This window comes from Paraburkholderia sp., from assembly GCF_035948235.1.
In the GTDB taxonomy this organism is placed as follows: Bacteria; Pseudomonadota; Gammaproteobacteria; order Burkholderiales; family Burkholderiaceae; genus Paraburkholderia.
The window spans coordinates 1-24,474 of record NZ_DASZJJ010000038.1 but is presented as its reverse complement, the minus strand read 5'-3'; the positions used below and the strand labels follow the sequence as shown (position 1 = coordinate 24,474).

Below are 24,474 nucleotides of genomic sequence, written 5' to 3'. Positions count from 1 at the left end.
AGCGCACGCACGCCTGGTTTGCCGGTTTCGGCAAACTGCGCATTCGTTTCGAGCGTCGTCTCGACATCCATGTTGCGTTGCTGTCGCTGGCTGCTGCCGTTATCTGTTCACGCTTCGTTGACGACTTGTGTTAGCGACTCTTAGTCTGTTTTCCGCAATGACTCATTGGCGACTTCGCGCTCGCCGGGCCGCATTCCGGCATTATCTCGGCTGCACTTCCGCGGCTTTGGCGATCGCCGCCGCCGCGTGGGCTTCGGCATCGAGCAAGGCGCGCAACGTCACCTGGCTGGCCGCGAGCGCTTCAGAGGTCGCGCCGATGCGCCGCGCGCGTGGTTCATGCGCGTGAATGGTCGAGCGCACGAGCGGATAAATCTGCGTGTCCCAACGCCGTCCATTAAACACGCCATAATGGCCCGCGCCTGTTTGCACATGATGGGTTTTCATATACGGGCGCAGCCCCGAACACAGCTCCTGCGCGGCTACGGTCTGCCCCACTGCGCAGATATCGTCCTTTTCACCCTCCACGGTCAAGAGCGCCGTGTGCCGGATCGCATGCGGTTCGACCAGGCGCTCGCCCACCTTGAGCTTGCCAAGCGGCAACGCATATTCCTGAAACACGGTGCGCACCGTCTCCAGATAAAACTCCGCCGTGAGATCGCTGGTGGCGAAATACTCCTCGTAGAACACGCGAATCGCCTGCGCTTTCGCCGCGTCGCCCTGGGCGCGCTCGCGGCGCATCTCGGCAAACGAGGCCAGATGTCGTTCGAGATTCATCGACATGAACGCGCCCAGTTGCACGAAACCCGGATACACACGCCGATGCGCGCCCGCGAAGCCGCCCGGCACCGCGCCAATCAAATGACGCTCGAACCATTCGATTGGCTTGCTGTTGGCCAGATCGTTGACGGCGGTGGGATTGACGCGGCAATCGATGGGGCCCGCCATCAGCGTCATGCTCGCGGGCTGCGCGGGATCGTTGTCGGCGGCCATCAGCGCCACTGCCGCGAGTGCGGCCACGGTCGGCTGGCAGATCGCCACCAGATGCGCATCGGGGCCGATACGGCGGATAAAGGCCATCAGGTGCTCGACATATTCGTCGAAACCGAAACGCCCCGCCGCCAGCGGCACATCGCGCGGATTGTGCCAGTCGGTGATATAGACGTCGTGATCGGCAAGCATGGTGCGCACGGTGCCGCGCAGCAGCGTGGCGAAGTGACCCGACATCGGCGCAACCAATAGCACGCGCGGCTGCGGTGCGGTTGGATCTTGCCGCTCCTTGCGAAAGCGCAGCAGCGTAGCGAACGGCGTGCGCTTCACCACTTCTTCGGCCACGGCCACCTGCTCGCCGTTTATCAGCACCGTGTCGATGCCGAATGGCGGCCGTGCGTGCGTGAGTCCGCCCAGCTCGATCAATTCGCACCAAGCATCGATCTCTCGCACATCGAAGCCCGCCGCGAGCGCGGGCCACGCGGCTAACGAAGCGCGCGTGAGCGACGCGGCGGCGCGCCACGGAAGCATGAAGTCCGCGAACGCCTGATACGCGGGATAGGCAAACAGATTCATGGTGGCGGCGCTCATGCTGGCAAAAGTCCCTGCATGGCAGGCAATAGCTATGCCAACGTGACGCGCATGGCATAGGCCTTGCACCGGGGTTATGACGTGCGAGGGCGAATGTGCCGCCGTACGCTGCTTCGCGACGCATGCGTGCCTCAACGTAGTGCACGGCGACGACGTTCACGGTGCGCCGCGCCCGCGTAGTGTGCGCAGTGTTCATTCAGCGCTTCGCCAGTAATCAGGATACCTGCATGAATCAGACGAATACGAGCCTCACGATCAGCAGCCGCAACTATTCATCGTGGTCGATGCGCGGCTGGCTGCTCGCGAAGCTTGCGGGCCTCGACTTCGACACGCTGACCGTGCCCATCGACGACGCCGCCGCGCGTGCCGAACTGCTGCTGCTCTCGCCTTCGATCCTCGTGCCGTGTCTGCGACACGACGGCATCGAGATCTGGGACACGCTCGCAATCTGCGAATACCTCAACGAAATCAGTCCGCAGGCGAAGCTATTGCCCGTCGATCGTAAAGCGCGTGCGCATTGCCGCTCTGTCTGCGGCGAGATGCATTCGGGTTTCAGCGCCTTGCGCTCTGCGCTGCCAATGAATCTGCGCGGCCGCTTTCCGAACTTCCGCATCTGGTCGCGTGCGCAGGATGATATCGAACGCATCGTCACGATCTGGCGCGAGTGCCTTTCTCAATACGGCGGCCCGTGGCTGTTTGGAGAAATCGGCGCGGCCGACGCGATGTACGCGCCGGTCGTCACGCGCCTGCTCACCTACGAAGTGCCGATCGACGCCGACATCGGCGAATATTGCATGCGCGTGCTCAAGCAGCCCTATGTGGCCGAATGGATCGCCGCGGCGCAGGCGGAAACTGTGGATATCGACGAACTCGATATGGAGTTTTAATCGCCCATTATTTCGTCATACGAATTATTGCGTTGGCGCACACAAACCCTGCACCGCTGAAAAGAACGATGCCACCAGCCGGCTCTCGCGACGCTCCTTGAGGCAGCAGACGTGAATGTGCGTCGAGATCGGGTCGCCCGCAATCCGCACCTTGCGCAACCGCTCGTCGGGCACATATTCCGATTCCGATACCGTCCCCACGCCCAACCCGCGCGCCACGGCTTCGCGCAGCGCCTCGCGGCTGCCAATCTCCATCGCCACGCGCGGCATGGCGCCAATCCCGGCCAGCGCCTCTTCCAGTGCGAGCCGCGTGGTCGAGCCGGCTTCGCGCATCAGCAGCCGCTCGCCTGCCAGTTCCGCAAGCTCGACGGTGCCGCGCCGCGCGAAGGGATGCGCAGCATGGACGAACACCACGACGGGATAGCGCGCGTACAACTGCATGTGATAACGCTCGTCGGGCGACGCGCGCGCCACCACGCCCACGTCGCACATATAGGCATCAAGCTCGCGCATCACATGCTCCGAATTGCCGAGCGTGACCGACAGATGCATCTGCGGATGACGCGCGTTGTAGGCCTCGATCATCTCCGTCACATGGAATGGGCCTACAGCTCCGATCTTGAGCGAACCCTGCGTGAGCGCGCCGCTGTCGCGCAGCAGAGAAATCGCATCGTTTTCGAGGCCGCCGATCTGGCGCGCAATCGGCAACAAATTCAGCCCCACTTCAGAAAGCTCGACGCGTCGTCCACGCCGGTGGAATAGCTGAACACCGTGCTCCTGTTCGAGCGCCTGTATCTGTGAAGTCACCGTGGTCTGGCTCATGTTGAGCGCGCGCGCAGCCGCGGTGAAGCCGCCGTGATGGACAACGGCGATAAAAGCGCGGATCTGGGTCAATGTCATATGAGCGTCATCTTGATGACCGATTCTCGGTCGACCGAAATTTCCGTTGGAAACACCGAATTTCAACGGGTATTTCGATCATAGCGGCGTCATGTGTCAAAACTATTCTGCTGCTCACACCCGGACTGAATGCATCGCGAATCTGTGGATTCGTCTGATGTGAAGTTCGAACTCCGATTCCTTTGCTGCCTCTGGTGCGAGCATGACGACTACCCTCAACGTTCATTCCCTCAACGACGCCCTGGACACGCGCGCACGCAATCCGCGCCGCGCAACGCCTTATGGTGGCCCCGTCACCACCGCGATCTTCGATTGGGCCGGCACGGTGCTGGACTTTGGCTGCATCGCGCCTGTCGAGGCCTTCAGCGAAGCGTTCGCGCTCGCGCAATTGCCGATCAGCGTAGAAGAAGCGCGCGCGCCGATGGGCGCCGCCAAGCGCGAACATATCGCCCTGATCCTGCGCGACGCCAATGTGCAGGCGCGCTGGCAGGCGCAATTCGGCCGCGCCTCGAACGAGGACGATATCGACGCGCTCTACGCCTCGTTCCTGCGCATCGACGAAATCAATGTCGCCCGATACAGCGCACTGATTCCAGGCGCGCTGGAGACAATCGCGGCGCTGCGCGCACGCGGCATCGCCATTGGCAGCACGACTGGCTACCCGCGCGAAGTGATGAAGAATCTTCAGCCGATCGCCGCTGCGCATGGCTACGCGCCCGACTTCTGCTGCACCGTGAGCGACGTGGCGCGCGGCCGTCCGTGGCCCGATATGTGCCTCGCCAACGCGCTCGCGCTGGGCGCGGCGCACGTACAAAGCTGCGTGGTGGTGGACGATAGCCCGACCGGTCTGGAAGCGGGTCTCGCAGCCGGCATGTGGACCGTGGGCATCGTGGCGACCGGCAACGAAGTGGGCCTCTCGCTCGCACAATGGCAGGCGCTCGACGCGGATGCGCGCGAAGCGCTGCTGGCACCCGCGCGCGAGAAGCTCGCGCGCACCGGTGCGCACTTCCTGATCGACAGCATCGCGGAACTGCCGGGCGTGATCGACGCCATCGAGCGCGCACTCGCTGCGGGAGAAGCAGCATGAGCGGCCAAGCTGGTGGCAACCTCAATACGTGGAATTTCCATAATCCCGTGCGTGTGCGCTTCGGGGCGGGTTCCCTCGATGAAATCGGCGAAGCCATCGCAGGCCGCCGCTATGTGATCGTCACCTATCCCGACGCCTTGTTTGCCGACCTCGCGGATCGCATCGAATCACGCAACGGCCCCGCGCTCGGCCGCATCGATTCGGTCGAAGCGAATCCTTCGGTGCCGATGCTGCGCCGCGCCTGCGCGCAACTCGCGGCGCTCGAACAAGCACCGGAAGTGTTGATCGCGCTGGGCGGTGGATCGGTGATGGACAGCGCGAAAGTGCTGGCCGCCGAACACGGCGCGTTCGAACCCGTGCTCGATTACCTTGAAGGCGGCGCATCGACGGGCCTGCGCGCCCTGCCGATCATCGCGATTCCGACCACAGCGGGCACCGGCAGCGAAGTCACCTGCTGGGCCACCGTGTGGGACCCGGAAAACGATCGCAAGCTGTCGCTCTCGCGCGAAGACCTCTACGCCGAAGCGGTCATCGTCGATCCGAGCCTGATGGTGGGTCTGCCGATGCAGCCGACCATCGCGAGCGGACTCGACGCGCTTTCGCACGCGCTGGAAAGCATCTGGAACGTGCATGCGAACCCGGTTACGCGCGGCCTTGCGATTCATGCGGCGCGTGAGCTGATCTCTGGTCTGCAACGCGTGAGCGCCAATCCTCAGGACCTCGAAGCACGTGGCGCGATGGCGCTGGGTGCGCTACGCGCCGGTCTCGCGTTCTCCAATACACGCACCGCGCTTGCGCACAACATCTCTTACGCCATCACGCTTTCCCGTGGCGTCGCGCATGGCATTGCCTGTTCGTTCTGCCTGCCTGCCGTGATGGAAGCGGCGCTGGGCGTGGACCCGGACTGCGATGCGGCGCTGGGCGAGATTTTCGGCGATATCGAACAAGCGCCCGCACGTCTGGCCGCGCTGCTTGACACGCTGGGCGTATCGAGCCATCCCTCGGCTTACGGTGTGGATGCCCAGCAATGGGAAACCATTGTCGATCACGCTTTCGACGGCGCGCGCGGCCGCAACTTTATCGGCCAGCGCGCGAACTTCCCGCACATCGACTTTGCATCGCGCGCGCAAGCCGCCGTGCACTGACGAAAACATCGATATTCATCGCTCAGGAGAATCCAGCGTGACTATACAAACCCCTGCGCAGCGCAGCGTCGAAACCGACGCGCTCGCGCGCCTCGACAACATGCCGTGGACCCGCTTTCATACGCTGATGCTGGTAGCCCTTGGCGTGGGCTGGGCACTCGATTCGTTCGAGACCGACATCATCGGCAGTGTATTCGGTGTCCTTAAGACACAATGGCATTTGAGTTCCGCACAAGGATCGCTGGCCGTCAGCATCTGGGTGTTCGGCATGCTGGTGGGCGCGATCGGCTTCGGCTATCTGGCCGACCGCTATGGCCGCAAAAAGCTCTTTCTCGCCACGCTGCTCTGGTACGCGTTCTTCAGCGTCGCCACGGTGTTCTCGTGGAACTATGAGTCGTTCCTGTTCTTCCGCGCGATGACCGCGCTCGCGGTAGGCGGCGAATACTCGGCCGTGACGGCCACGATGGGCGAATTCATTCCCCGCCGACATCGCGGCCGCACCGATTCGCTGATTCTCTCCGGCTTTCCGGTGGGTGCGCTGATTTCGGCGGCAATCTCGTACCTCGTGCTCAATCATCTGCCCGGTGCGATCTCGTGGCGTGTGGGCTTCGGCTTCGGTACGACCATGGCGCTGCTGTTCTTCTGGATTCGCCGTGTGATTCCCGAGTCGCCGCGCTGGCTGCTGCAACAGGGCCGCGTACAAGAGGCCGAAGCAATCGTCGAGAGCATCGCCGCCAGCGCCGCGCACAGCAAACTCACGCAACAGGAACGCGCACAGGCCGCACAGCGCTATCCGAAAACCACGCTCGTACCGGTCCATCCCGCTTTCTGGCGCAATCTGCGCGAGCTGTTTGGCGCGTATCGCATGCGCTGCGGCCTCGCCAGCGCGCTCAACTTCTCGCAGGCTGCCGTGGTTTATGGCGTGCTTTCGCTGATGGCGCTTGTGATCCTGCCGTACATGAAGGTCTCCGCCGCCGACATGCCGATCTACTACGTCTACGGCAACGCCGCCGCGCTTGCGGGTGGACTGACTGCCGCCGTGCTGGTCGAGGCCTGGGGCCGCCGCGCCTCGCTGTTCGTGAGTTATACCTTCACCACGCTCGCCATCGTGGTGATCTACGCGATGCACACGCTCCCCGGCATGGTGATCGGCTATTGCCTGATCCAGTTTGGCGTGACGTGGGCCTATATCTCCGGCTATGTGGTGTCGTCGGAAATCCTGCCGACGCGCATTCGCGCCACCGGTCTGGGTATCTCCGTGGCGGTGGGGCGTCTGGGCGCCGTGATCGCACCGCTGATGCTCACCAACGTGTATGCGGCTTCGGGCACGCCGTCGGCAGCGCTGATCGGCCTGCTGCTGCTCGCCCTGCCTGGCCCGATCGCTGCAGCGGCCTGGTGGATGATGGGCCGCGAAACACGCAATGTATCGCTGGAAGAAGGCAGCGTGGACGATGGTTTCAGCGTAGCTCCGGAAGGGGTACCACGAGTCGCCTGATTCTGATTGACTTAGCGTGACACTGCGCGGCGCCAGGTTCCGGAAGGATCTGGCGCCGCGTTTTTTTGGCAGCGCTTTAGTGCCGGGATCGCTCTTTGCTATTGCATTCTGCTTATGCAAATTCATGCACTGATAAAGCAATCCAGAAAACCAGATCCCGGACAAATGACCCACCATCACAATCGAGCATTCAACGCGAATAAGCTGTCAAAAATGACAGGTTTAAATGACGCGAAAAATCCGCGAGTCCGGGAATGGAACGCGCACATCGTTCTTCATATTTTTCAGCGATTCATCGATACAGACTGCTTTTCTTCTTTAAAGGCGGCGGCATCTTTTTCTCGGCGGTTGCGGCTTTTATCGCAAGATTTTCCGAATCGCTATACCCAAGCTCCTTTTTCGTTCCCTCTGAAAAACTTTCTTACATGTTCGTACCGCTTCCTCCATTCGTCACCGATTAATATTTGACCCAATACGAATAAAAGGCAGGCGGCGAAATGAATTTCAAAGCACGGTCGATTTCAACTTCCCTCTCTTCAACGGTGCACTTCTCGCGCACCGGCAACAGCGCGCATGCGCCGCCTGAACGCTCTCTCCCCAGATCAGCTTGATTTGACTGACTGAAGCCAGACGCGTCAACACACTGGCGTCACGCTTCAATCCTTGCGCCGGACCTGCGGTCCGTCGCCGGTCCAACTCGTCCCGAGAGAACCGCACTTGATCTCCAGCACGCATCGCGCGCCGCGCGCGCTACTCCTTTCCGCCATCTGCTTCGGCATACTAACTACTATGCCGGCGTTCGGTGCCGCTCCAGCTGGCGCTACAGCCACAGCCGCCGATGGCTTCTCGCAACTGGATCGCAGCGTGCCCGTCACACGCGTCGTCACATTGCGCGAGTTGGGCCTGCTCAGTGCGGTCACGCTCACGGCGCCCGATACGCGCCGCGAATTCTTCCTGCCCGTTCCCGCCGATGTGCCGATCAGCGACGCCACGCTGCAGTTCGACGGCGGCTATGTGCGCGGCGATGGCGGCCGCACGACGATGCTGCTTTCACTCGATGGCTCGCCAGTCGCTTCCCGCGCGCTCGACAAGTCCGAGGGCGGTGTGAACGTGAACCTGGGCGTGGACGGTGCTGCGCGTTCGGTGGGCTTCGTGCGGCTTGGCCTGGGCTACGCCTCGGTTATCAACGACAACGTCTGTACGGACCAGACCGCGATAGGCAATGTGCTGCGCGTCGATCCTTCCACGCGCCTGAGTTACCGCTTCGATCCCGCCGACGTGCGCGATCTGCGCACCGCGTGGAGCGCGCTACCCTACGCGCCGGTGCTCACAGTGGCAGGCGCGCAACTGGACGCCGCTTCGCTCGACACTGCGTGGCGCACCGACGCCCTGCTCCAGCGCGACGGCAAGCGCCCCACGATGCAGGCCGTACCCGCCGTGGGCCAGCCCGCCGATCTGCGCGGCCTCGACGCAAGCGCGATACCCGCCGCACTGCGAGCGATGCCCGCATTCGATGCGCTCGCAACGGCTTCGAACGCACCCGATGCAAGCCATCACATAGTCGCCAACGAGGCCGAACTGGGCGCGCTGCTCGCCCTCGCGCCGCGCAACGCCTTCGGCCCGGACGTGCTGCTCGCCGATGCCGCCCTGCGCACACGCTTCAATACCGCGCTGGACGCCCTGCGCGCGCAGATCGCCAGCAGCGCGCCAGGACAACTCTCAGGCTTCGACGCGTGGCGCACGAACAGCGCCGCGCAGATCGTCGCGCCGCTGGCCGCTGGCGAAGCACGCGTGGCGCACTATGGCGGCCGTGCCGTTATCGTGGTGGGCGACAACGCGGGCGCAAGCGTGCTCGCGCATAGCTGGCGCCCCATCGACGTCTCGCAGCGCGTGGTGGTCCATCGCATCGATCCCGGCGCGCGCCTGCACGGCGACACCATCCTGCTCTCCGACCTGGGCGGCGAACCGCGCAGCGTCGACGTGCATTCGATCGACTCGTGGGAAGCGAGCTTCGACCTCGCAGCCGCGTCGGGCGAAAAGAAACTGCCCGACGAGGTCGTGCTTGATCTCGCGGCCTCGCCCACGCTCTCGAATGGCGCGGCCACCGCCACGGTTTATTTCAACGACGTGATGATCGGCGCGAAACTGCTCGACGTGGACGGCCATCGCGAACGCCTGCGCCTGAAGATTCCGCGCTATGCCCTCGCGCGCACCAACAATCTGCGCGTGACCTTCCGGCGACAACCCGACGCGGGTTGCCAGGCGCGCCAGGCCTATCCCGTTGCAGTGCTGCCCAGCAGCTATCTGAAGCTCGCGGACGGCACGCCCGGTGCGGACTTCGTCGGCATGGCGGCGCGCTATGCGTCCTCGGCCACGGTCATCGTGCCGCAAGCGTATCTCGACGACGCGCTGCATAGCGTGCCGCGCCTCGCCGTGCTGACGGGCGCGGCCGGCGTCGCGCCGTTGCCCGCGCATTTCGAAGTCGTCGGCAAAGGGCAGGCGGCGCATCCCTCGGGGCCGTTCCTTGCCACCGATGTTGCACTCGCCGACGAAAGCGATCCCGTCGCGTTCTCGCCTGACCGTCTGCAACTGAGTTCCACGCGCGGCGACAAACTGATCGACGTATCCGGCCTTTCGCGCCTCGCGGTGCTGAGCGTGGGCACCTCGGGCGACGCGCACGGCATCGTCTATCGCTCGACGGGCACCGCGCCCGTGCTGACCGACAAGCTCCAGCTTTCGCGCGGCAACATCGCCGTAGTGGACGCCACGGGCGTGCTAAAGCGCTTCGACACCGTCAATCCCGATGATCTCGCCGCCACCGGCGCGGACAGCACCGTTTGGGTCACGCACCATTGGGCGCGCTGGGGCATTCCGTTCGTGCTGATGTTGCTGCTGCTCGCGCTGATCCTAATCGCACAGATTGCCCGCAAGCGCCGCACGGCTCAAACCAGCGAAGAGCGCCGCGCCGCGGCTCAACAACCACCGGCAGGCATGAACGGCAACGGTAAAAACCAGGTCCCGCCGCGAGACAAGCCATGATGCTCGCGACGCTCGGCTTCTATGGGCGCATCGCGCTCGCGGAGTACTACCAGTGGCTTGAGCACGCCGCCGTATTTGTGTCGGCCATCATCCTGCTGTCTAGCCTCGACGATCTCTTCATCGACCTCTGGTACTGGATACGCGAAACGGTGCGTCATTTCACGGTGAAACGGCAATACAAGCCGCTCACTGTCGAGCAACTGCATCACCGCACAGAGCAGCCGCTCGCCATCATGGTGCCCGCATGGCACGAGCACGACGTGATCGCCGCGATGATCGAGGACCTGGTGCGAGTGCTCGATTACCGTGCCTATCGCGTGTTCGTCGGTACCTATCAGAACGATGCCGCAACCATCGCCGAAGTGGAGCGCATGCGTCATCGCTACAAACATCTGCATCGCGTGGAAGTGCCGCACGATGGCCCGACCTGCAAGGCCGATTGTCTGAACTGGATCGTGCAGGCGATCTTTCGCTACGAATTCGAGGCCGGCACCGAATTCGCAGGCGTGGTCATGCATGACAGCGAGGACGTATTGCATCCGCTCGAACTGAAGTTCTTCAACTATCTTCTACCGCGCAAGGACATGATCCAGTTGCCGGTGGCGTCGCTCGAGCGCGAATGGTGCGAACTGGTTGCAGGCACCTATATGGATGAGTTCGCGGAATGGCACGCAAAGGATCTGGTGGTGCGCGAGAGTCTGGTGGGCGCGGTGCCTTCGGCGGGCGTGGGCACCTGTTTCTCGCGCCGCGCGATGCTGGCCCTGATCGCCGATACCGAAGCGCAGCCCTTCAACACCGAAAGTCTCACCGAGGATTACGACATCGGCGAGCGCATCGGGCGCATGGGACTGCAATCGATTTTTGCGCGTTTTCCGGTGCAATTCGTCACCCACCGCACGACCTGGTTCGGGCTCGGCCCCGAGCGTGAAATCACCACAACGATGCCGCTATGCGTGCGCGAGTACTTTCCCGATACACTTCGTACTGCGTATCGTCAACGCGCGCGCTGGACACTGGGCATCGGGCTGCAAGGCTGGACGCTCACGGGCTGGACCGGGTCGCTCGCCAACCGTTACTTGTTGCTGCGCGATCGCAAGGGCGTGGTGACCTCGTTCGTCGGCATGGTGGGCTATCTGCTGGTGATCCAGTTCATGCTGTTTGCGCTGGCATCGCTGCTCGGGCTCACGCCCGATCTGTTTCCCTCGCCGTTCATCGACTCGCCGTGGATGAGTGCGTTGCTGACGGCGAACTTCGTCGCCCTGCTGTTGCGCGTGACGCAGCGCGTAATCTTCACGACGCGCCTGTATGGCTGGGAACACGGCGTGCTGGCCATGCCACGGCTCATCATCAGCAACTTCATCAATTTTCTGGCGGCGCTGCGCGCGTGGCGGCTATTTTTGATCCATCTGGTCACGGGCAAGCGTCTCACCTGGGACAAGACCATGCATGACTTTCCAAGTGCGAGCGGCCTGCGCAATACCCGGCAGACGCTCGGCGAATTGCTGGTGTCATGGCAGGCAATCGACCCAGCGATGCTGGAGCGCGCGCTGCACGACGACCATGCGCGCGAAGCGCCGCTCGGGCGCGTGTTGATGGCCAACGGCTGGCTGGACGAGGAAACGCTGGCCGAAGCCGTGGCGTTCCAGACCGATCTGCCACGCGGCGAATTTGTGCCCGCAAAACTCGACGATCCACACAATCAGGTTCCCATCGACGTGCTCGTGCGCCTGCGCACCTTGCCGCAAGGACTCGACGAGAATGGCCATGCCGTGTTCGTCGCGGCCAGTCTGCTAACGGACGAGGCGATAGACGACCTGCACGCGATTACGCAACGCACCGTCGCACTGCACATCGTGAGCGAAAGCGAAGTGACTGCCGGACTTCGCATTCTGCGCCGCGTAGAGGAACCGCTGCTGGTGGGCGCGCACGGCGAGGTTGCCGTGATGTCGCCCGCCGACCTGGGCGCGACACGCGGAGTGCCGCTGATCGGCGACCTGCTGATCGAAATGGGCCTTGTTTCAAGAGCTAAATTTGATGCCGCGTTACAGGAATACCGCCCGGAGCGAGACGGCCGCATCGGCGACTTCATGGTGGCACGCCACATCATCTCGCGCGAGGCGCTGCAAAGCGCCATTGCCGCGCAACGGCAACTGCGCGACGCGCAAACGGGAGGCCGATGACGCGCGCCGCACCCCAGCACCCTACTGAACGCCGCGCGCCGCGCGTGGCCACCGCCGCGTGGCTTCTGGCCGCGCTCACGGTCCTGCACGCTCCGCAAGCTTTCGCCGATCATCCTTTACCACTCGAACTTTCGGGCGCGGCATATCGCGTCGCGCGCGATGCGTATAACGCCTATGGCAATCATCGTTACGACGAGAGCGCCTCGCTTGCAAGCGAGGCAATCCGCCAGCGGCCCGACGTGGTCGAGTTGCGCGTGCTGCGCGCTAACGCGCTTGCGGCAGGCGGTCATCGCGCCCAAGCGCAGCAAGCGTTGAGCGAGGCAATACACGATCTTGGGCCGATCGACGCGCTGGTCACGCGCCGCGAACAGATTGCCGCTGCGGGCGCGGGTGGCGCAACCGATCTGCCGGGCCGCGCTGGAGTGGCAGCGCGCGCCGCGTACAACGCCTACGCGCGCAAGGACTACGAAGCCGCTGCCGACTATACGCGTCAGGCAATTGTGCTTGCACCCGAGGTCGAACGGCTGCGCTATCTGCTGATTGACGCACTTTCCGCAGCGGGCCATGACGAAGACGCCTGGACCGCTACACAGGATGCATCGGCGCGATTCGGCGACACCGAAGAACTACGCTCGCGGCGCACGTTCATTGGCGCGAAGCTCGCGCCGCAGGCCTCGATCGCCGCCTATGAGGCGCGCAAACGCGGCGATCTGGAGACGGCGCAAAGTCTCGCGCAACAAGCCGTTGCCTACGCGCCGGATCGCAGCGCATTCAGGATGCAGTTGCTCGACGTGCTGTTCGCGCGCGGCGATATGGCAGGCGCGAAAGCCGCCGCCAGCGCGGCTATCGCGCAAGATCGCTCGAATCCGCTTGCGTGGACGCTGCGCGGCTTTGCTCGCGCAGCGCTGCACGAAGGTGACGCCGACGATGATTTTTCGCAGGCCATCACGCTATCTTCAGATGATCCGGAAAAGCAGGTAAGCGCGAGCATGAACGACGACACCAAACGTGCCACACGCGCCACACGCGACGCTCGCACTGCACGCGCGATCATCGCTGACGTGCGCCTCGCACAGCATCGCCCACAGGAGGCGCTGGACGTGCTCGCGCCGCTCGGCGTGGCGCACGACGATACCGATGCGGTCATCGCCCTGCGTCGCCAGCGCGCGCATCGCATGCTCGCCTCGCATGAGGCAATCCGTATCGCGGATATCGACCCGGCTGCGCGTCCCATCTTCGATTGCCACGACGACCGCTTCGGGGCCGCCTGCGATCTCTACGCCGCCGACCCCGCGTTTGCGGACGTACGCGCCGCACGCGAAGCCACCGCGCGCGGCGACCATGCGGGCGCAGTCACAGCGATGCGCGCGGCAGTGGCGGCCGCGCCCGACAACCCGCAGCATCGGCTGGAACTGATCGACGCGCTCGTCGCGAATAACGACGGCGCCGCCGCCCGCGTGGCCGCACACGACGCGCTCACAAGCGGCGCCATCGACGGGATGGACGCGCTTCAAGTCGCCTATCTGGCACAGCGCGCGGGCGACAGGCAGCGCGCATATGCCGCATTCGTACAGGCAGACGCCGACGGCACCCTACCGCCCTCGGCCACTGGCGACGCCGGCTACGCGGCCTTGCAAACGCATCACAATGCCCAGGGTGCGAAGTGGCTGGAACGCGCCATCGATCAAGGCAATCAGGATTCCTCAGAGTCTATGCCGATACCCCCGCAGGCGCTCACCGACGCCCGCAGCGCCCACGCCGACGCCACCCGCAACTGGGGCTTCAACACGACGCTCAACTATCGCGGCGGCGGCATCCAGAACGGTCTCGTCACCAACCCGACGCCTGGCATCGCCAATAACTGGCAGGCCGGCACGGAAGCCTACTGGCGCCCATTTGGCAGCCTCGGCGAACGCGCCTTCGAACTCTACGCCCGCGGCTATGAAAACTTCGGCGTGAAAGGCGATTCGCCCTCGGGCGTACAGACCTTGCAGGCAGCGCTGGGCGCGCGCGTAAAGCCCTTCACCTCGACCAACGCGATCTTCGCCTTCGAACGCATCCTGCCGATCGGTTCCAGCGTACGCGGCGACTGGCTCGCGCGCGCGGCGTGGTCGGATGGCTTCGGCACGGCCTTGCGGCAGGACGCGCCGAGCTGGTGGACCGGCGTTGCGTACGGCGAAGTGGGCCACTATATCGAGCATCCCTCCACGTACGCGACGGCCAACGTGCGCCTGGGCCGCACGTTCCGGCTCGACGCAATCGACCCGCGCCTAACCGTGTTCCCGCATCTCGTAGCGGGCGCCGACTACGATTCGGCAATCGACCATAGCGTGCCGGTGGGAATCGGCGCGGGCCTGGCTGCGCGCTTCTGGTTTCGCGGCGGCCCTTATGATGCGCCGCGCTCGTTTGTCGATGTATCCGTGCAATACCGCGTGCGCGTAGCCGGCGACGACCGCGCCCGAGGCGTGTTTTTCGGCGCGACGTTCTCGTATTGATTACATCCCATGTAATTGGCGCGCGGCATGGGCGCGCCTACTCTTTGCCTGTCGCGCGGCCAAACCGGCCGCGCTCCACGGCAAGGAGCCATCATGTCCCGCTTTCCTCTCTATACCCTCGACACCGCACCGGAGCAGTCGAAGCCCGTTCTGAGGCAACTCCAGCAGGCGTTCGGCATCATCCCCAACATTGCCGCAAAAATGGCGGCATCTCCAGTGCTCATCAATGGCTTTATCGGCCTGTTTCAACGCGTGCACGCCAGCAGTCTGAGCGAAGCGCAGCTTCAGGTACTGCTGCTGACTAACGCTGTCACCAACGCCAGCGAATGGGCTGTCGCGTTTCATAGCGCGCTGGCCTTGCAGCAAGGCATCGATAGCGCCGATGTCGATGCGATCCGTGCGGGCGGCGCGCCGCACGACGCGCAGCATGCGGCGCTTTCCACACTCGCCCGGGCGCTGATCGAAACACGCGGCCGTATCGGCGAACTGGATCAGCAACGTTTTATTGACGCGGGCTTCAGCGCCGCGCAGATCCTCGAAGTCATCGCCGTGGTCGCCGCTTCGACAATCACGAACTATACGGGCAGCGTCACGCAGCCGGAACTGGAAGCGCCCTTCGACACGTTCGCGTGGCGTGCGGGCGCGCGCTGAGTCGGCTATATTCAAAGGCCTCGAAGAGGAGAGTCCGATGAAAGACACCGGGTTCGGCAAATTGCTGCGCTATTGGCGCGACCTGCGCGGCGTCAGTCAACTCGATCTATCGCTGGAGGCCGGCATCTCGCAGCGGCAGATCAGCTTCATCGAAAGCGGCCGCAGCGTGCCTGGCCGCGACACCATCCTCACGCTCGCGCAGACGCTGGATGTACCGCTGCGCGAGCGCAACGAGCTGCTGCATGCCGCTGGTTATGCGCCGATGTATTCGGAAGCGCCGTGGAATGCACAGGAGATGCAGGGCGTGATTCGCGCGCTGGAGCGCATCGTAAGACAGCACGAGCCGTTTCCGGCGATCGTGATGGACCGGCACTGGAACGTCCTGATGACGAATGCGGCGGCGCCTCGTTTTTTCGGGCATTTCATCGATATGGGCGCGCGCAAGGGGCCGCGCAATATGCTGCATCTGATGTTCGATCCGCAGGGAATGCGGCCTTTCGTGCACAACTGGGAGAGTGTTGCGCGCAGTCTGTTGCAGCGCGTGCATCGTGAGGCCGTGGGACGCGTGATCGACGGCGAAACGCAGTCCTTGCTCGATGCATTGCTGGGCTACCCCGATGTACCGGCAGACTGGCGTTCGAACCATGCGCCCGCTTCAGCGGCTGCGCTGCCGGTCATACCGATGGGATTCAGGTGCGACGGCCAGGTGAGAAATTATTTCTCGATGATCACGAGCGTCGGCACGCCGCAAAGCGTGGCCGCGCAGGAGATCAGGCTGGAATCCATGTTTCCCGCCGATGATGAAACGCAGGCGTGGCATGAGGGGGTGTTTGGGATTCTGGCGGAGAAGGCGCCTTGACGTCACCGCCGCGTTACTCCCAGCACCACAACCCCCGGCCGATCCGGACTGGCGTCCTCATGAAAGAGATCGTCGAGATACTGTGCAAGCTCATCGGCGGTCACAAAATCGGGAATCTCGAAGCCCGCGCGTCTGCGCTTGCCCTCCGCGCCGATCAGATAGGCTACCCACGCGTCGTCGCTTCTGGCAATCGCCATCCGGCGGCCAAAAACATCGAATCGATATTCTTCAGGCATGGCGCACGGGCCTCAATTTGAGTGAATACGATTAAACTCTAACAGTTGCACGGACAACGTGTCGCGTGATGATGCGCGCCCACTTCATCAGCATAAGCATGGAACTACAGACGAAACCGGCCAATCCCGGCGCGTGGGTCGAAAGCATCGTGACAAGACTGCTTGCCGCGAACGATCAGAGAAGCCGCCTGAGCGCCGCGCTACGCGTGTTCGTGGCGTTCGGGATCAAGCAGGCATGGGTATGCCTGTTTGGCGGCCTGATGGTCGGACTTCTGATCGGCACGCACTTCTGGTATCCGCCGCATGCCGCGCTGCCCCGCTACGATGCGCTCACCATCGCGGCCGTTGTCATCCAGATCCTGCTGATCGCGCTGCGCCTCGAAACATGGGACGAAGTCGCCGTGATCCTGCTCTTTCACGTCGCGGGCACCGGCATGGAGCTGTTTAAAACCGCAATCGGCTCGTGGATTTATCCGGAGTTTGCGTATCTGCGCATTGGCGGCGTGCCGCTCTTTACCGGCTTTATGTATGCGTCTGTGGGGAGTTACATCACGCGGGCGTGCCGCGGTTTCGATCTGCGCTTCGCACATCATCCGCCGCTGGGTGCGACCGTCCCGCTTTCGCTCGCAATCTACGCCAACTTCTTCCTACATCACTATCTGCCCGATGTGCGCTATCTGTTGATGGCCTGCGTGGCGCTCGTGTTCCGTCGCTGCACGGTGTTCTTCCTGATAGGCCGACGCTTCCATCGCATGCCGATGCTGCTCGCTTTCGTGCTGATCGCCACCTTCATCTGGCTCGCGGAGAACCTCGGCACCTTCAGTCACGCGTGGTTGTATCCGAGCCAGATGCAAGGCTGGGCGATGGTGTCGTTCGGCAAGCTGGGCTCATGGTTCATGCTGACGATCATGAGTTATGTGATGGTCACGCTAGTGAACCGACCGCGCGAACCCTCGGTCAATTGAGCGCTTGAGCTTTGTCGCCGAACAGCGTGCAGTGTACAACTTGCGCGAGCACGGCTTCGGCATTCCGCGCTCGCGCTTCGATATCGGCATGATCGGCAGCATCGGGCCATGAATCGGCCAGCGCGCCCTGGGCCGCCTCGCTCGCGAGCCACGCCTGACCGATGAGCGTGAGCGCAGCGCAGTCGGCCCGCAACAGATGCCTCACCGCCGCGCGGCCGATTTCCTCGTACAGCGGCCAGACGTCCTCGCGATCCTCCGCGAGGGCTTCCAGCAACTGAACGAGCGTTTGCATGCTCATACCCAGACGGACTCCTGACGATCCTTAAACGCAGCCGTTTATTGCGCCAGGCCGCGCAGCGCTTTTGCCGCCGCGACCATATTGGTCAGCGCGGGAATCACTTCCGCCCACTGACGCGTCTTCAGCCCGCAATCCGGGTTGACCCACAGACGCTGAGCCGGAATACGCTCCGCGGCTTTCTGCATCAATTGAACGATGTGCTCCTGCGTCGGGATATTCGGCGAATGAATATCATAGACACCCGGGCCAATTTCGTTCGGATACCTGAAGTGATCGAAGGCGTCGAGCAATTCCATATCCGAGCGCGAGGTCTCGATCGTGATGACGTCCGCGTCCATATCGGCGATCGACGCGATGATGTCGTTGAACTCCGAATAGCACATATGCGTATGGATCTGCGTTTCGTCCTGCACGCCGTTGGCCGTGATACGGAACGATTCGACAGCCCAGCGCAGGTATTCGTCCCACTGCGCGCGGCGCAGCGGCAGACCTTCGCGCAGCGCGGCTTCGTCGATCTGGATCACGCGCACGCCGGCTTGTTCCAGCTCGAGCACTTCTTCGCGGATCGCCAGCGCCAGTTGATAGCACGACACCGAACGCGGTTGATCGTCGCGCACGAACGACCAGTTCAGGATCGTCACCGGGCCGGTCAGCATGCCCTTCATCGGCTTGTTCGTGAGCGATTGCGCGTAGGTGATCCATTCGACCGTCATCGCCTTCGGGCGGGTGATATCGCCAAACAGCACAGGCGGCTTCACACAGCGCGAGCCATACGACTGCACCCAGCCGAACTGGCTGAACGCGTAGCCGTCGAGCTGTTCGCCGAAGTATTCGACCATGTCGTTACGCTCGGCTTCGCCGTGTACCAGCACGTCGAGTTCCAGCGCTTCCTGTTCACGCACGCTGCGCTCGATTTCCCGGCGCATGGCGTCCTGATAGCCCGCCGGGTCGAGCGCGCCGCTCTTGTACTGGCTGCGGGCGTGGCGGATTTCGGCGGTCTGCGGGAACGAGCCGATCGTGGTGGCCGGGTAGGCCGGCAGGTTCAGCAGCGCGGCCTGTTTGGGCGCGCGTTCGGCGTAGGCGTGCTGGCGATTGCCGAGCCTGGCGTCGATGCGGGCCAGTGCGGCCTTGACCGCAGGGTTGTTCACGCGTGGCGAGTTGCGGCGCGCAGCGATCGCGGCGGCGTTGGCGGCCAGTTCTTCGGCGACCTTGTCACGGCCCTGATTGAGCGCCGTCGCCAGCACCTTGACTTCGTTCAGCTTTTGCAGCGCGAACGCGAGCCACGAGTGGATTTCGGCATCGAGCTTTTCTTCGCTCGCCAGATCGACCGGAACGTGCAGCAGCGAGCACGACGGCGCGATCCACAGACGCTCGCCCAGTTGCTGCGCGAGCGGCGCGAGCCATTCGAGCGCGGCGTTCAGGTCCGTCTTCCAGATGTTGCGGCCGTTGATCGCGCCAACCGACAGCACGCTCTGCGCGGGCAGCGTTTGCGCGGCTTGCGCCACTTCTTCGCGGGCGTTGATCGCATCGATATGCAGACCGTCAACCGGCAGCTTGACGGCAAGCTCCAGATTGCCGAGCAACTGGCCAAAATACGTGGCCAGCAGCAGCTTGACCGGCCGCGTTTTGAGCGCGTCGTAGGCGCTCACGAAAGCCTGCTTCCAGGCGTCGTCGAGTTCGGTCACGAGCGCCGGTTCGTCGATCTGCACCCATTCCACGCCGGCCTTCGCGAGCGCGTCGAGCAGCGCCGCGTAGGCGGGCAGAATGCGCGGCAGCAGCGCAAGCCTGTCGGAGTCGTCCTTCGCCTTGCCGAGCCACAGATACGTGACCGGACCGATGATGACCGGCTTTGCCTTCACACCGTGCGCGCGGGCTTCGGCCAGCTGTTCGATCAGACGCGATGCGTCCAGATTGAAGCGGGTGTCGGCGGTGAATTCGGGGACGATGTAGTGATAGTTGGTGTCGAACCACTTGGTCATTTCGCCGGCCGCTACGCCGCCGCAGCAGCCCGCGTGCTCTTCTGCGCCAACCGCCGAGCGGCCGCGCGCCACGCGGAAGTAATTGTCGAGCGCATCGCCGTGAAAGCCCTGTACGCGTGCCGGCAGATTGCCAAGCGTGAAGCTCATGTCGAGCACCTGGTCGTAGAACGCGAAGTCGCCTACCGGCACCAGGTCGAGTGCGCGCTGGTCGCGCCAATGGCGCTCACGCAGTTGCGCGCCGAGCGTCTTGAGTTCGTCGCGCGACGATTCGCCTTTCCAGTAGCGTTCAAGCGCGAACTTGAGTTCGCGTTTAGCGCCGATGCGCGGGAAGCCGAGATTATGTGTCGTGACCATGTGGGCTGCCATCCAATAGAAGTTGCGTAGTACAAATGCGGGAAGTGGCAGTGATCATAGAGGCGCACGCTCATGAAGAAAAATGGTCTTATTTCATCAATCGATTAGATTTTTTCATTCTTTTATCACCCAGAAAAACGTAAGGCTTGCCAGCGGCTTTTTGTCGGGGTATCAAGCTAGACCCTTTCCAACCTGCCGTACGCCCTTTTAACGCCCTTCTTGATCATGCGTATTCTGGATATCGTCGATTACTCGCAGCCCGCCAAAGAAACCCTCGAATGGGAGCCGAAGCCCGAGGCAGTGATTTCGGGCGTGCCACGCCAGGCCGCGCACATGCACTTCACAAGCGCATGCGGTCAGCTCTCAACCGGCATCTGGGAAAGCGAGTGCGGTCAATGGACCGTGAATTTCACCGAGAACGAGTACTGCGAAATACTCGAAGGCGTTTCGGTATTGCGCGATGAAGAGGGCGCGGAGCGCACCGTGCGCGCCGGCGATCGTTTCCTGATTCCCGCTGGTTTTAAAGGCACGTGGGAGGTGGTGGAACGGTGCCGCAAGGTGTTTGTTTCGGTCGAATTCAAAGGCTGAATACCGGGCCCAAGGTGGCCTCGAAGTCAAAAAGCCCTGTACCGCATGGCACAGGGCTCTTTGTCATCTTGTCCGCCCGGATTCACTCCACCGGTATCCAACCCGCCGTTGCCGCGTCGCTCACGCGAAACGCCGGAAATTTCGCGCCCAGTTCTGCGATGGTATGGATGTCGTTCTTCACCAGATCGTCGCGCGTGACAAGCGTGGGCTTGACCGTGATGTGATGGTCGAGCGGTTGCCCCGCCACCTCCAGCGCCGCCGCGCGCACCGATACCGCGCCCACCACGGCGGGGTTGGTTGCCGCCGTCGCCACCCAGGCGCTGTTCGGCGCGCGGATCGCCTCGATATCGGCGGTCGAAATATCGGCGCTATAGATGCGCAGTTTGCCCGAGAGATTCGCCTCGCCCGCCGCCAGGCTCGCGCCGCGCGCGAACTCGTCGTAAGGCGCGATCACGACACGAATGTCCGGATGCGCGCGGTACGCAGCCGATGCCTGGTTCGCCACCGACTGCGCGATCGGATTGTCCACGGTGCCCCAGCGCGCCTGCTCGCGCACTTTCGGGTGCGCACTCTTGAAGGCCTGCCAGACCGCATCGCGACGATCGAGCGGCGCGAAGCCCGCCACATAAACATAGCCAGCGGAGAACGCATCGCCGTTATCCTTCACGGCCTGTTGCAGCAGCAGCGACGCCAGATCGCGATCGCTCTGCTCGATCTGCGGCACACGCGGATTGGCGAGATCGACGTCGAAGGCCACCACCTTGATGCCCTTGTCGAGCGCCTGCTGCACGACGTCCTTGAGCGATTCGGGCAGGCCGTGATTAACGATGATCGCGGAAACGCCCAGGTTGATGGCTTGCTGGATCTGGTCGCGCTGCTGCGCTGCGTCCTGGCGCCCTTCGTAAATACGCAGGTCGATGCCGAGCGCCTTCGCCTGCTTTTGCGCGCCCGCCTCGTAGGCCTGAAAGAAATCGCCTTCTGACAGGTAGTTGACCAGCGCGATTTTCACGCCGCCCTTGTCGAACGGAGCGGGCGCGCCTTTGAGTGCGCCCGCATGGGCCGCGCCCGCGCCCAGCAGCGCCGCCGCGCAAAGCGTGAGCGTGCCGACCGCGCGGGTCAGCGCCTTGCGAGGCGTCGAAGTGCGTAATCCGTGCTTTGCGATCTTCATATTTCCCCTCTCCATATCGTCAGGATTCCCTGGTTATTTGTGAGCACTGCGATGCCCGATGCTGAATGTGAACGCCAGCGCCACCACCAGCAGCGCGCCCTTGATGAAATCCTGGAGGTAATACGGCGCATTGAGCATCGTCAGGCCGTTGAGCAGCACGCCGACGAACACCGCGCCGATTACCGTGCCAGGCACGTTGGGTCGCTTCACGCCCCACACCGCGTAGCCCACCAGCGCCGCCGCCACAGCGTCGAGCAGCAGCGAATGCCCGGCGCTGACGTCGCCGCGTCCCACGCGTGCCGCGATCAGCAGGCCGCCAAGCGAGGCGATTGCACCGGACGCCACGTAAGCCGCAACGCGGTAGCGCGCAGCGGGCGCACCGGCCAGTCGCGCCGCCGTTTCGTTGCCGCCGATCGCGTAAATCACCCGGCCCCAGCGCGTGAGCGCCATCACCGCAGACACGAGCAGGGTCAGCACGAGCAGCACCAGCACCGGCGCGGGCACGATTTCGAACAGGCGCGCCCGGCCCAGCGCGAGAAAAGCCGCTGGAAAGGTGCCGCTCGCTTCGCTGCCGTCGGGCAGGATCGTGCCGGTCGCAAGCGAGCGTCCGCCCGTGGGAATCAGTTGCAGCCCCGCGAGCAGGAACAGCGTGCCGAGCGTCGCAAGCTGATCGGGTACATGCAGGCGCGTGATGAGCACGCCGTTGAAAAGCCCCGCCGCGATACCCAGCACGAGGCAGGCCACAGCAGCCTCCCACGCGTTGCCATGCCAGACCACGAGGACGTAGCTCGCCGCCATCTGTGCAGTCGCGGCCACACTGCCGACCGACAGATCGAAGCCGCCCGCCGCCAGCGTGATCGTCACGCCGATACCAAGCAGCGCCACGATCGAAACCGCCTGAAGGATGCTGAAGAGGTTTTCGACACTCACGAAGGCCGGTTCGCGCACCGCGAACAGCACGCTCATGGCGGCGAGCACGGCCAACAGGCTCAGGCGTTCGAGCCAGGCGAGCACGGCGCGGCGGCGTGTGGGCGTGACGGTGCGCACTTGCGCGGGATCGGTGGCGAGCGTTGGTGTGGCGGATTTCACGTTATAGGTCTCAGTTTGGAATAAGAGCGTCGACTGCGACGTTGCGGCTGATTTCAACAGCGCCGCGATCGAACTGCACAATGCGATCGGCCACCTCATGCGCTTCTTCCAGATCGCTCACGAAAACCAGCGTCGCGCGCCCAGCGGCGCGACGGCGCAGCATCGCAGCGATATCGGCGCGCGCACCGGCATCAACACCCTGAAACGGTTCGTCCAGCAGCAGCAGTCGCGCGGGTTCGGCATGCCAGCGCGCAAGCAGCACCTTCTGCTGGTTGCCGCCCGAGAGGCGCGCGACGCGGTCGTCGGGACCGGTACAGCGGATGCCGAAGGCGTCGATGGCCTCGCGTGCGACCGCGCGCTCTTTCGCGCGCGCAACCACGCCCGCGCGGCTCCACCGCGGCAGAAACGGAAAGCCGATGGTGCCCGCCACGGAGGCGAACGGCACGGCATCGGGAAAGAGCGAACTGCGCCAGCGGTCCTCGCCGGCCAGAAAGACGCCTGCGCGGAGCGCGTCGCGCGGCGTGCGAGGGCGCCACGATTCGCCATAGAGGCGCATGGTGCCAGCGCTGGCGCGCGTGGCGCCGAAAATCGTCTGCGCGAGGCGCGTTTTGCCCGCTCCGACCGGCCCCACCACGGCAACGATTTCTCCGTCGCGTACGTCCAGGTCGAAGGGTTCGGAAACTGGCCCGAGTTGCATGCCGCGTAGTTCGAGAGCGGCTTCGGCGTGCTCCTTGCGCTCATCTTTAGCACTGCCAACCGGCAACCTGCGCCCGATCATCGTCTCCAGCGCGGCATCGAAGTCGATCGGCGCGTCCTGCGCGGCGACGATACGGCCGTCGCGCACCACGGCCACGCGCGAGGCGAGGCGGCGCAGATCCGCCAGCCGATGCGAGACCAGCAGGACTGCCACGCCCTCGGCGCGCAGGCCGTCGATCAAGGTATAGAGGCGCTCGGCTTCTGCAGCGGAAAGACTGGCGGTGGGTTCGTCGAGAATCAGAAGACGCGGGCGCGTCGCCAGCGCACGCGCCAGCACCACGCGCTGCTGCGCCGCCAGCGAAAGCGTGCCTAGCGGCGCGTCCAGATCCACATTGTCCAGGCCTACACGGGCCGCCAGTTCGCGCGCCCGGGCATGACGGCGCGCACGCGGCGTCCAGATTGTCGCCACGCCGCCGCAGAGTTCGTCGAGCAGCAGGTTGTCCGCGATCGACAGGGCCGGCACCACCACATCGGCAACAGACTGGTGCACGGTGGCTACGCCCTGACGCTTCGCGGCCAGCGGCGAGGCGGGTGCATACGGCTGCCCGTCCAGCGTCATCGTCCCTTCGTCGGCAGGCTGCACACCGCTGACGATCTTCACGAAGGTGGATTTGCCCGCGCCGTTCGCCCCCATCAGCGCGACGACTTCGCCCGCACCGATCGACAGTTCTAGCCGCGCGAGCGCCACGGTGGCGCCAAAGCGCTTCGCAATCGCATGGGCGGTA

General features: G+C 63.8%; 19 protein-coding genes and 1 pseudogene. 12 read left to right on the top strand and 8 right to left on the bottom strand.

The window, feature by feature from the left end:
* A pseudogene (locus VG320_RS02520) lies at window positions 1-134 on the top strand (IS5/IS1182 family transposase); the annotation flags it as partial.
* A 67-nt stretch (window positions 135-201) separates the two neighbouring features.
* Here VG320_RS02520 and VG320_RS02515 read toward each other — a convergent pair.
* Entirely contained in the window at window positions 202-1,563 is a 1,362-nt protein-coding gene (locus VG320_RS02515) for a polyhydroxyalkanoate depolymerase (RefSeq protein ID WP_327198592.1), read from the bottom strand.
* Window positions 1,564-1,805: 242 nt separating this feature from the next.
* Here VG320_RS02515 and VG320_RS02510 point away from each other — a divergent pair, with 242 nt between their 5' ends.
* Window positions 1,806-2,465, top strand: coding sequence for a glutathione S-transferase family protein (locus tag VG320_RS02510; protein ID WP_327198588.1), 660 nt, complete (start codon window positions 1,806-1,808; stop codon window positions 2,463-2,465).
* 24 nt (window positions 2,466-2,489) lie between these two features.
* On the opposite strand, the gene VG320_RS02505 is transcribed toward VG320_RS02510, so the two are convergent.
* Window positions 2,490-3,365, bottom strand: a complete 876-nt coding sequence (locus VG320_RS02505; protein ID WP_327198587.1) for a LysR substrate-binding domain-containing protein — start codon at window positions 3,363-3,365, stop codon at window positions 2,490-2,492.
* A gap of 202 nt (window positions 3,366-3,567) precedes the next feature.
* On the opposite strand from VG320_RS02505, the gene phnX reads away from it, so the two are divergent.
* The 8 genes from phnX to VG320_RS02465 all read left to right on the top strand — a co-directional run bounded on the left by phnX (window position 3,568) and on the right by VG320_RS02465 (window position 16,316).
* A complete protein-coding gene (gene phnX, locus VG320_RS02500; RefSeq protein WP_327198586.1) occupies window positions 3,568-4,452 on the top strand; it encodes a phosphonoacetaldehyde hydrolase in 885 nt (294 codons plus the stop codon).
* A complete protein-coding gene (gene psrA / locus VG320_RS02495) occupies window positions 4,449-5,597 on the top strand; it encodes an iron-containing alcohol dehydrogenase PsrA (protein ID WP_327198585.1) in 1,149 nt (382 codons plus the stop codon). Before phnX ends, psrA begins: the two co-directional genes overlap by 4 nt.
* Before the next feature lie 100 nt (window positions 5,598-5,697).
* Window positions 5,698-7,092, top strand: coding sequence for an MFS transporter (locus tag VG320_RS02490; protein WP_327198591.1), 1,395 nt, complete (start codon window positions 5,698-5,700; stop codon window positions 7,090-7,092).
* Window positions 7,093-7,956: 864 nt separating this feature from the next.
* On the top strand, window positions 7,957-10,131 hold the full coding sequence (locus VG320_RS02485; protein WP_327198584.1) for a cellulose biosynthesis cyclic di-GMP-binding regulatory protein BcsB: 2,175 nt from the start codon (window positions 7,957-7,959) through the stop codon (window positions 10,129-10,131).
* Window positions 10,128-12,311: a glycosyl transferase family protein gene (locus VG320_RS02480; protein WP_327198583.1), complete on the top strand. Its 2,184-nt coding sequence runs from the start codon at window positions 10,128-10,130 to the stop codon at window positions 12,309-12,311. Before VG320_RS02485 ends, VG320_RS02480 begins: the two co-directional genes overlap by 4 nt.
* Window positions 12,308-14,806 (top strand): bacteriophage N4 adsorption protein A, encoded by a 2,499-nt coding sequence (locus VG320_RS02475; RefSeq protein WP_327198582.1) that lies wholly within the window; start codon window positions 12,308-12,310, stop codon window positions 14,804-14,806. Before VG320_RS02480 ends, VG320_RS02475 begins: the two co-directional genes overlap by 4 nt.
* 93 nt (window positions 14,807-14,899) lie before the next feature.
* Window positions 14,900-15,457, top strand: coding sequence for a carboxymuconolactone decarboxylase family protein (locus tag VG320_RS02470; protein ID WP_327198581.1), 558 nt, complete (start codon window positions 14,900-14,902; stop codon window positions 15,455-15,457).
* Window positions 15,458-15,494: 37 nt separating this feature from the next.
* Window positions 15,495-16,316: a helix-turn-helix transcriptional regulator gene (locus VG320_RS02465; RefSeq protein WP_327198580.1), complete on the top strand. Its 822-nt coding sequence runs from the start codon at window positions 15,495-15,497 to the stop codon at window positions 16,314-16,316.
* A 2-nt stretch (window positions 16,317-16,318) separates the two neighbouring features.
* On the opposite strand, the gene VG320_RS02460 is transcribed toward VG320_RS02465, so the two are convergent.
* Window positions 16,319-16,552 (bottom strand): DUF7661 family protein, encoded by a 234-nt coding sequence (locus VG320_RS02460; RefSeq protein WP_327198579.1) that lies wholly within the window; start codon window positions 16,550-16,552, stop codon window positions 16,319-16,321.
* Between the two features lie 98 nt (window positions 16,553-16,650).
* Between VG320_RS02460 and VG320_RS02455 the strand changes: the two genes are divergently transcribed.
* Window positions 16,651-17,517 carry a DUF817 domain-containing protein gene (locus VG320_RS02455; protein WP_327198578.1) on the top strand — a complete coding sequence of 289 codons (867 nt, stop codon included), beginning with the start codon at window positions 16,651-16,653 and terminating at the stop codon, window positions 17,515-17,517.
* Here the strand turns inward: VG320_RS02455 and VG320_RS02450 are convergent.
* Together VG320_RS02450 and metE are read right to left on the bottom strand one after the other, a co-directional pair.
* Entirely contained in the window at window positions 17,510-17,815 is a 306-nt protein-coding gene (locus VG320_RS02450) for a hypothetical protein (protein WP_327198577.1), read from the bottom strand. The genes VG320_RS02455 and VG320_RS02450 overlap by 8 nt on opposite strands.
* A gap of 38 nt (window positions 17,816-17,853) precedes the next feature.
* Window positions 17,854-20,148, bottom strand: a complete 2,295-nt coding sequence (gene metE / locus VG320_RS02445) for a 5-methyltetrahydropteroyltriglutamate--homocysteine S-methyltransferase (RefSeq protein ID WP_327198576.1) — start codon at window positions 20,146-20,148, stop codon at window positions 17,854-17,856.
* Between the two features lie 225 nt (window positions 20,149-20,373).
* Here metE and VG320_RS02440 point away from each other — a divergent pair, with 225 nt between their 5' ends.
* Entirely contained in the window at window positions 20,374-20,736 is a 363-nt protein-coding gene (locus tag VG320_RS02440; RefSeq protein ID WP_103706237.1) for a cupin domain-containing protein, read from the top strand.
* Window positions 20,737-20,818: 82 nt separating this feature from the next.
* Here VG320_RS02440 and VG320_RS02435 read toward each other — a convergent pair whose 3' ends face one another.
* The 3 genes from VG320_RS02435 to VG320_RS02425 all read right to left on the bottom strand — a co-directional run.
* Window positions 20,819-21,904, bottom strand: coding sequence for a substrate-binding domain-containing protein (locus VG320_RS02435; protein WP_327198575.1), 1,086 nt, complete (start codon window positions 21,902-21,904; stop codon window positions 20,819-20,821).
* 33 nt (window positions 21,905-21,937) lie between these two features.
* Window positions 21,938-22,870: an ABC transporter permease gene (locus tag VG320_RS02430; protein ID WP_327198590.1), complete on the bottom strand. Its 933-nt coding sequence runs from the start codon at window positions 22,868-22,870 to the stop codon at window positions 21,938-21,940.
* A gap of 133 nt (window positions 22,871-23,003) precedes the next feature.
* Window positions 23,004-24,474: sugar ABC transporter ATP-binding protein (locus tag VG320_RS02425; RefSeq protein WP_414695946.1), on the bottom strand; the 1,471-nt coding region annotated here is incomplete at its 5' end.

Excerpts from the sequence above, each read along its gene's own strand:
- VG320_RS02515 (WP_327198592.1), bottom strand. The coding sequence starts at position 1,563 with ATGAATCTGTTTGCCTATCCCGCGTATCAGGCGTTCGCGGACTTCATG.
- VG320_RS02510 (WP_327198588.1), top strand. The coding sequence starts at position 1,806 with ATGAATCAGACGAATACGAGCCTCACGATCAGCAGCCGCAACTATTCA.
- VG320_RS02505 (WP_327198587.1), bottom strand. The coding sequence starts at position 3,365 with ATGACATTGACCCAGATCCGCGCTTTTATCGCCGTTGTCCATCACGGC.
- phnX (WP_327198586.1), top strand. The coding sequence starts at position 3,568 with ATGACGACTACCCTCAACGTTCATTCCCTCAACGACGCCCTGGACACG.
- psrA (WP_327198585.1), top strand. The coding sequence starts at position 4,449 with ATGAGCGGCCAAGCTGGTGGCAACCTCAATACGTGGAATTTCCATAAT.
- VG320_RS02490 (WP_327198591.1), top strand. The coding sequence starts at position 5,698 with ATGCCGTGGACCCGCTTTCATACGCTGATGCTGGTAGCCCTTGGCGTG.
- VG320_RS02480 (WP_327198583.1), top strand. The coding sequence starts at position 10,128 with ATGATGCTCGCGACGCTCGGCTTCTATGGGCGCATCGCGCTCGCGGAG.
- VG320_RS02475 (WP_327198582.1), top strand. The coding sequence starts at position 12,308 with ATGACGCGCGCCGCACCCCAGCACCCTACTGAACGCCGCGCGCCGCGC.
- VG320_RS02470 (WP_327198581.1), top strand. The coding sequence starts at position 14,900 with ATGTCCCGCTTTCCTCTCTATACCCTCGACACCGCACCGGAGCAGTCG.
- VG320_RS02465 (WP_327198580.1), top strand. The coding sequence starts at position 15,495 with ATGAAAGACACCGGGTTCGGCAAATTGCTGCGCTATTGGCGCGACCTG.
- VG320_RS02460 (WP_327198579.1), bottom strand. The coding sequence starts at position 16,552 with ATGCCTGAAGAATATCGATTCGATGTTTTTGGCCGCCGGATGGCGATT.
- VG320_RS02455 (WP_327198578.1), top strand. The coding sequence starts at position 16,651 with ATGGAACTACAGACGAAACCGGCCAATCCCGGCGCGTGGGTCGAAAGC.
- VG320_RS02450 (WP_327198577.1), bottom strand. The coding sequence starts at position 17,815 with ATGAGCATGCAAACGCTCGTTCAGTTGCTGGAAGCCCTCGCGGAGGAT.
- metE (WP_327198576.1), bottom strand. The coding sequence starts at position 20,148 with ATGGTCACGACACATAATCTCGGCTTCCCGCGCATCGGCGCTAAACGC.
- VG320_RS02440 (WP_103706237.1), top strand. The coding sequence starts at position 20,374 with ATGCGTATTCTGGATATCGTCGATTACTCGCAGCCCGCCAAAGAAACC.
- VG320_RS02435 (WP_327198575.1), bottom strand. The coding sequence starts at position 21,904 with ATGAAGATCGCAAAGCACGGATTACGCACTTCGACGCCTCGCAAGGCG.
- VG320_RS02430 (WP_327198590.1), bottom strand. The coding sequence starts at position 22,870 with ATGAGCGTGCTGTTCGCGGTGCGCGAACCGGCCTTCGTGAGTGTCGAA.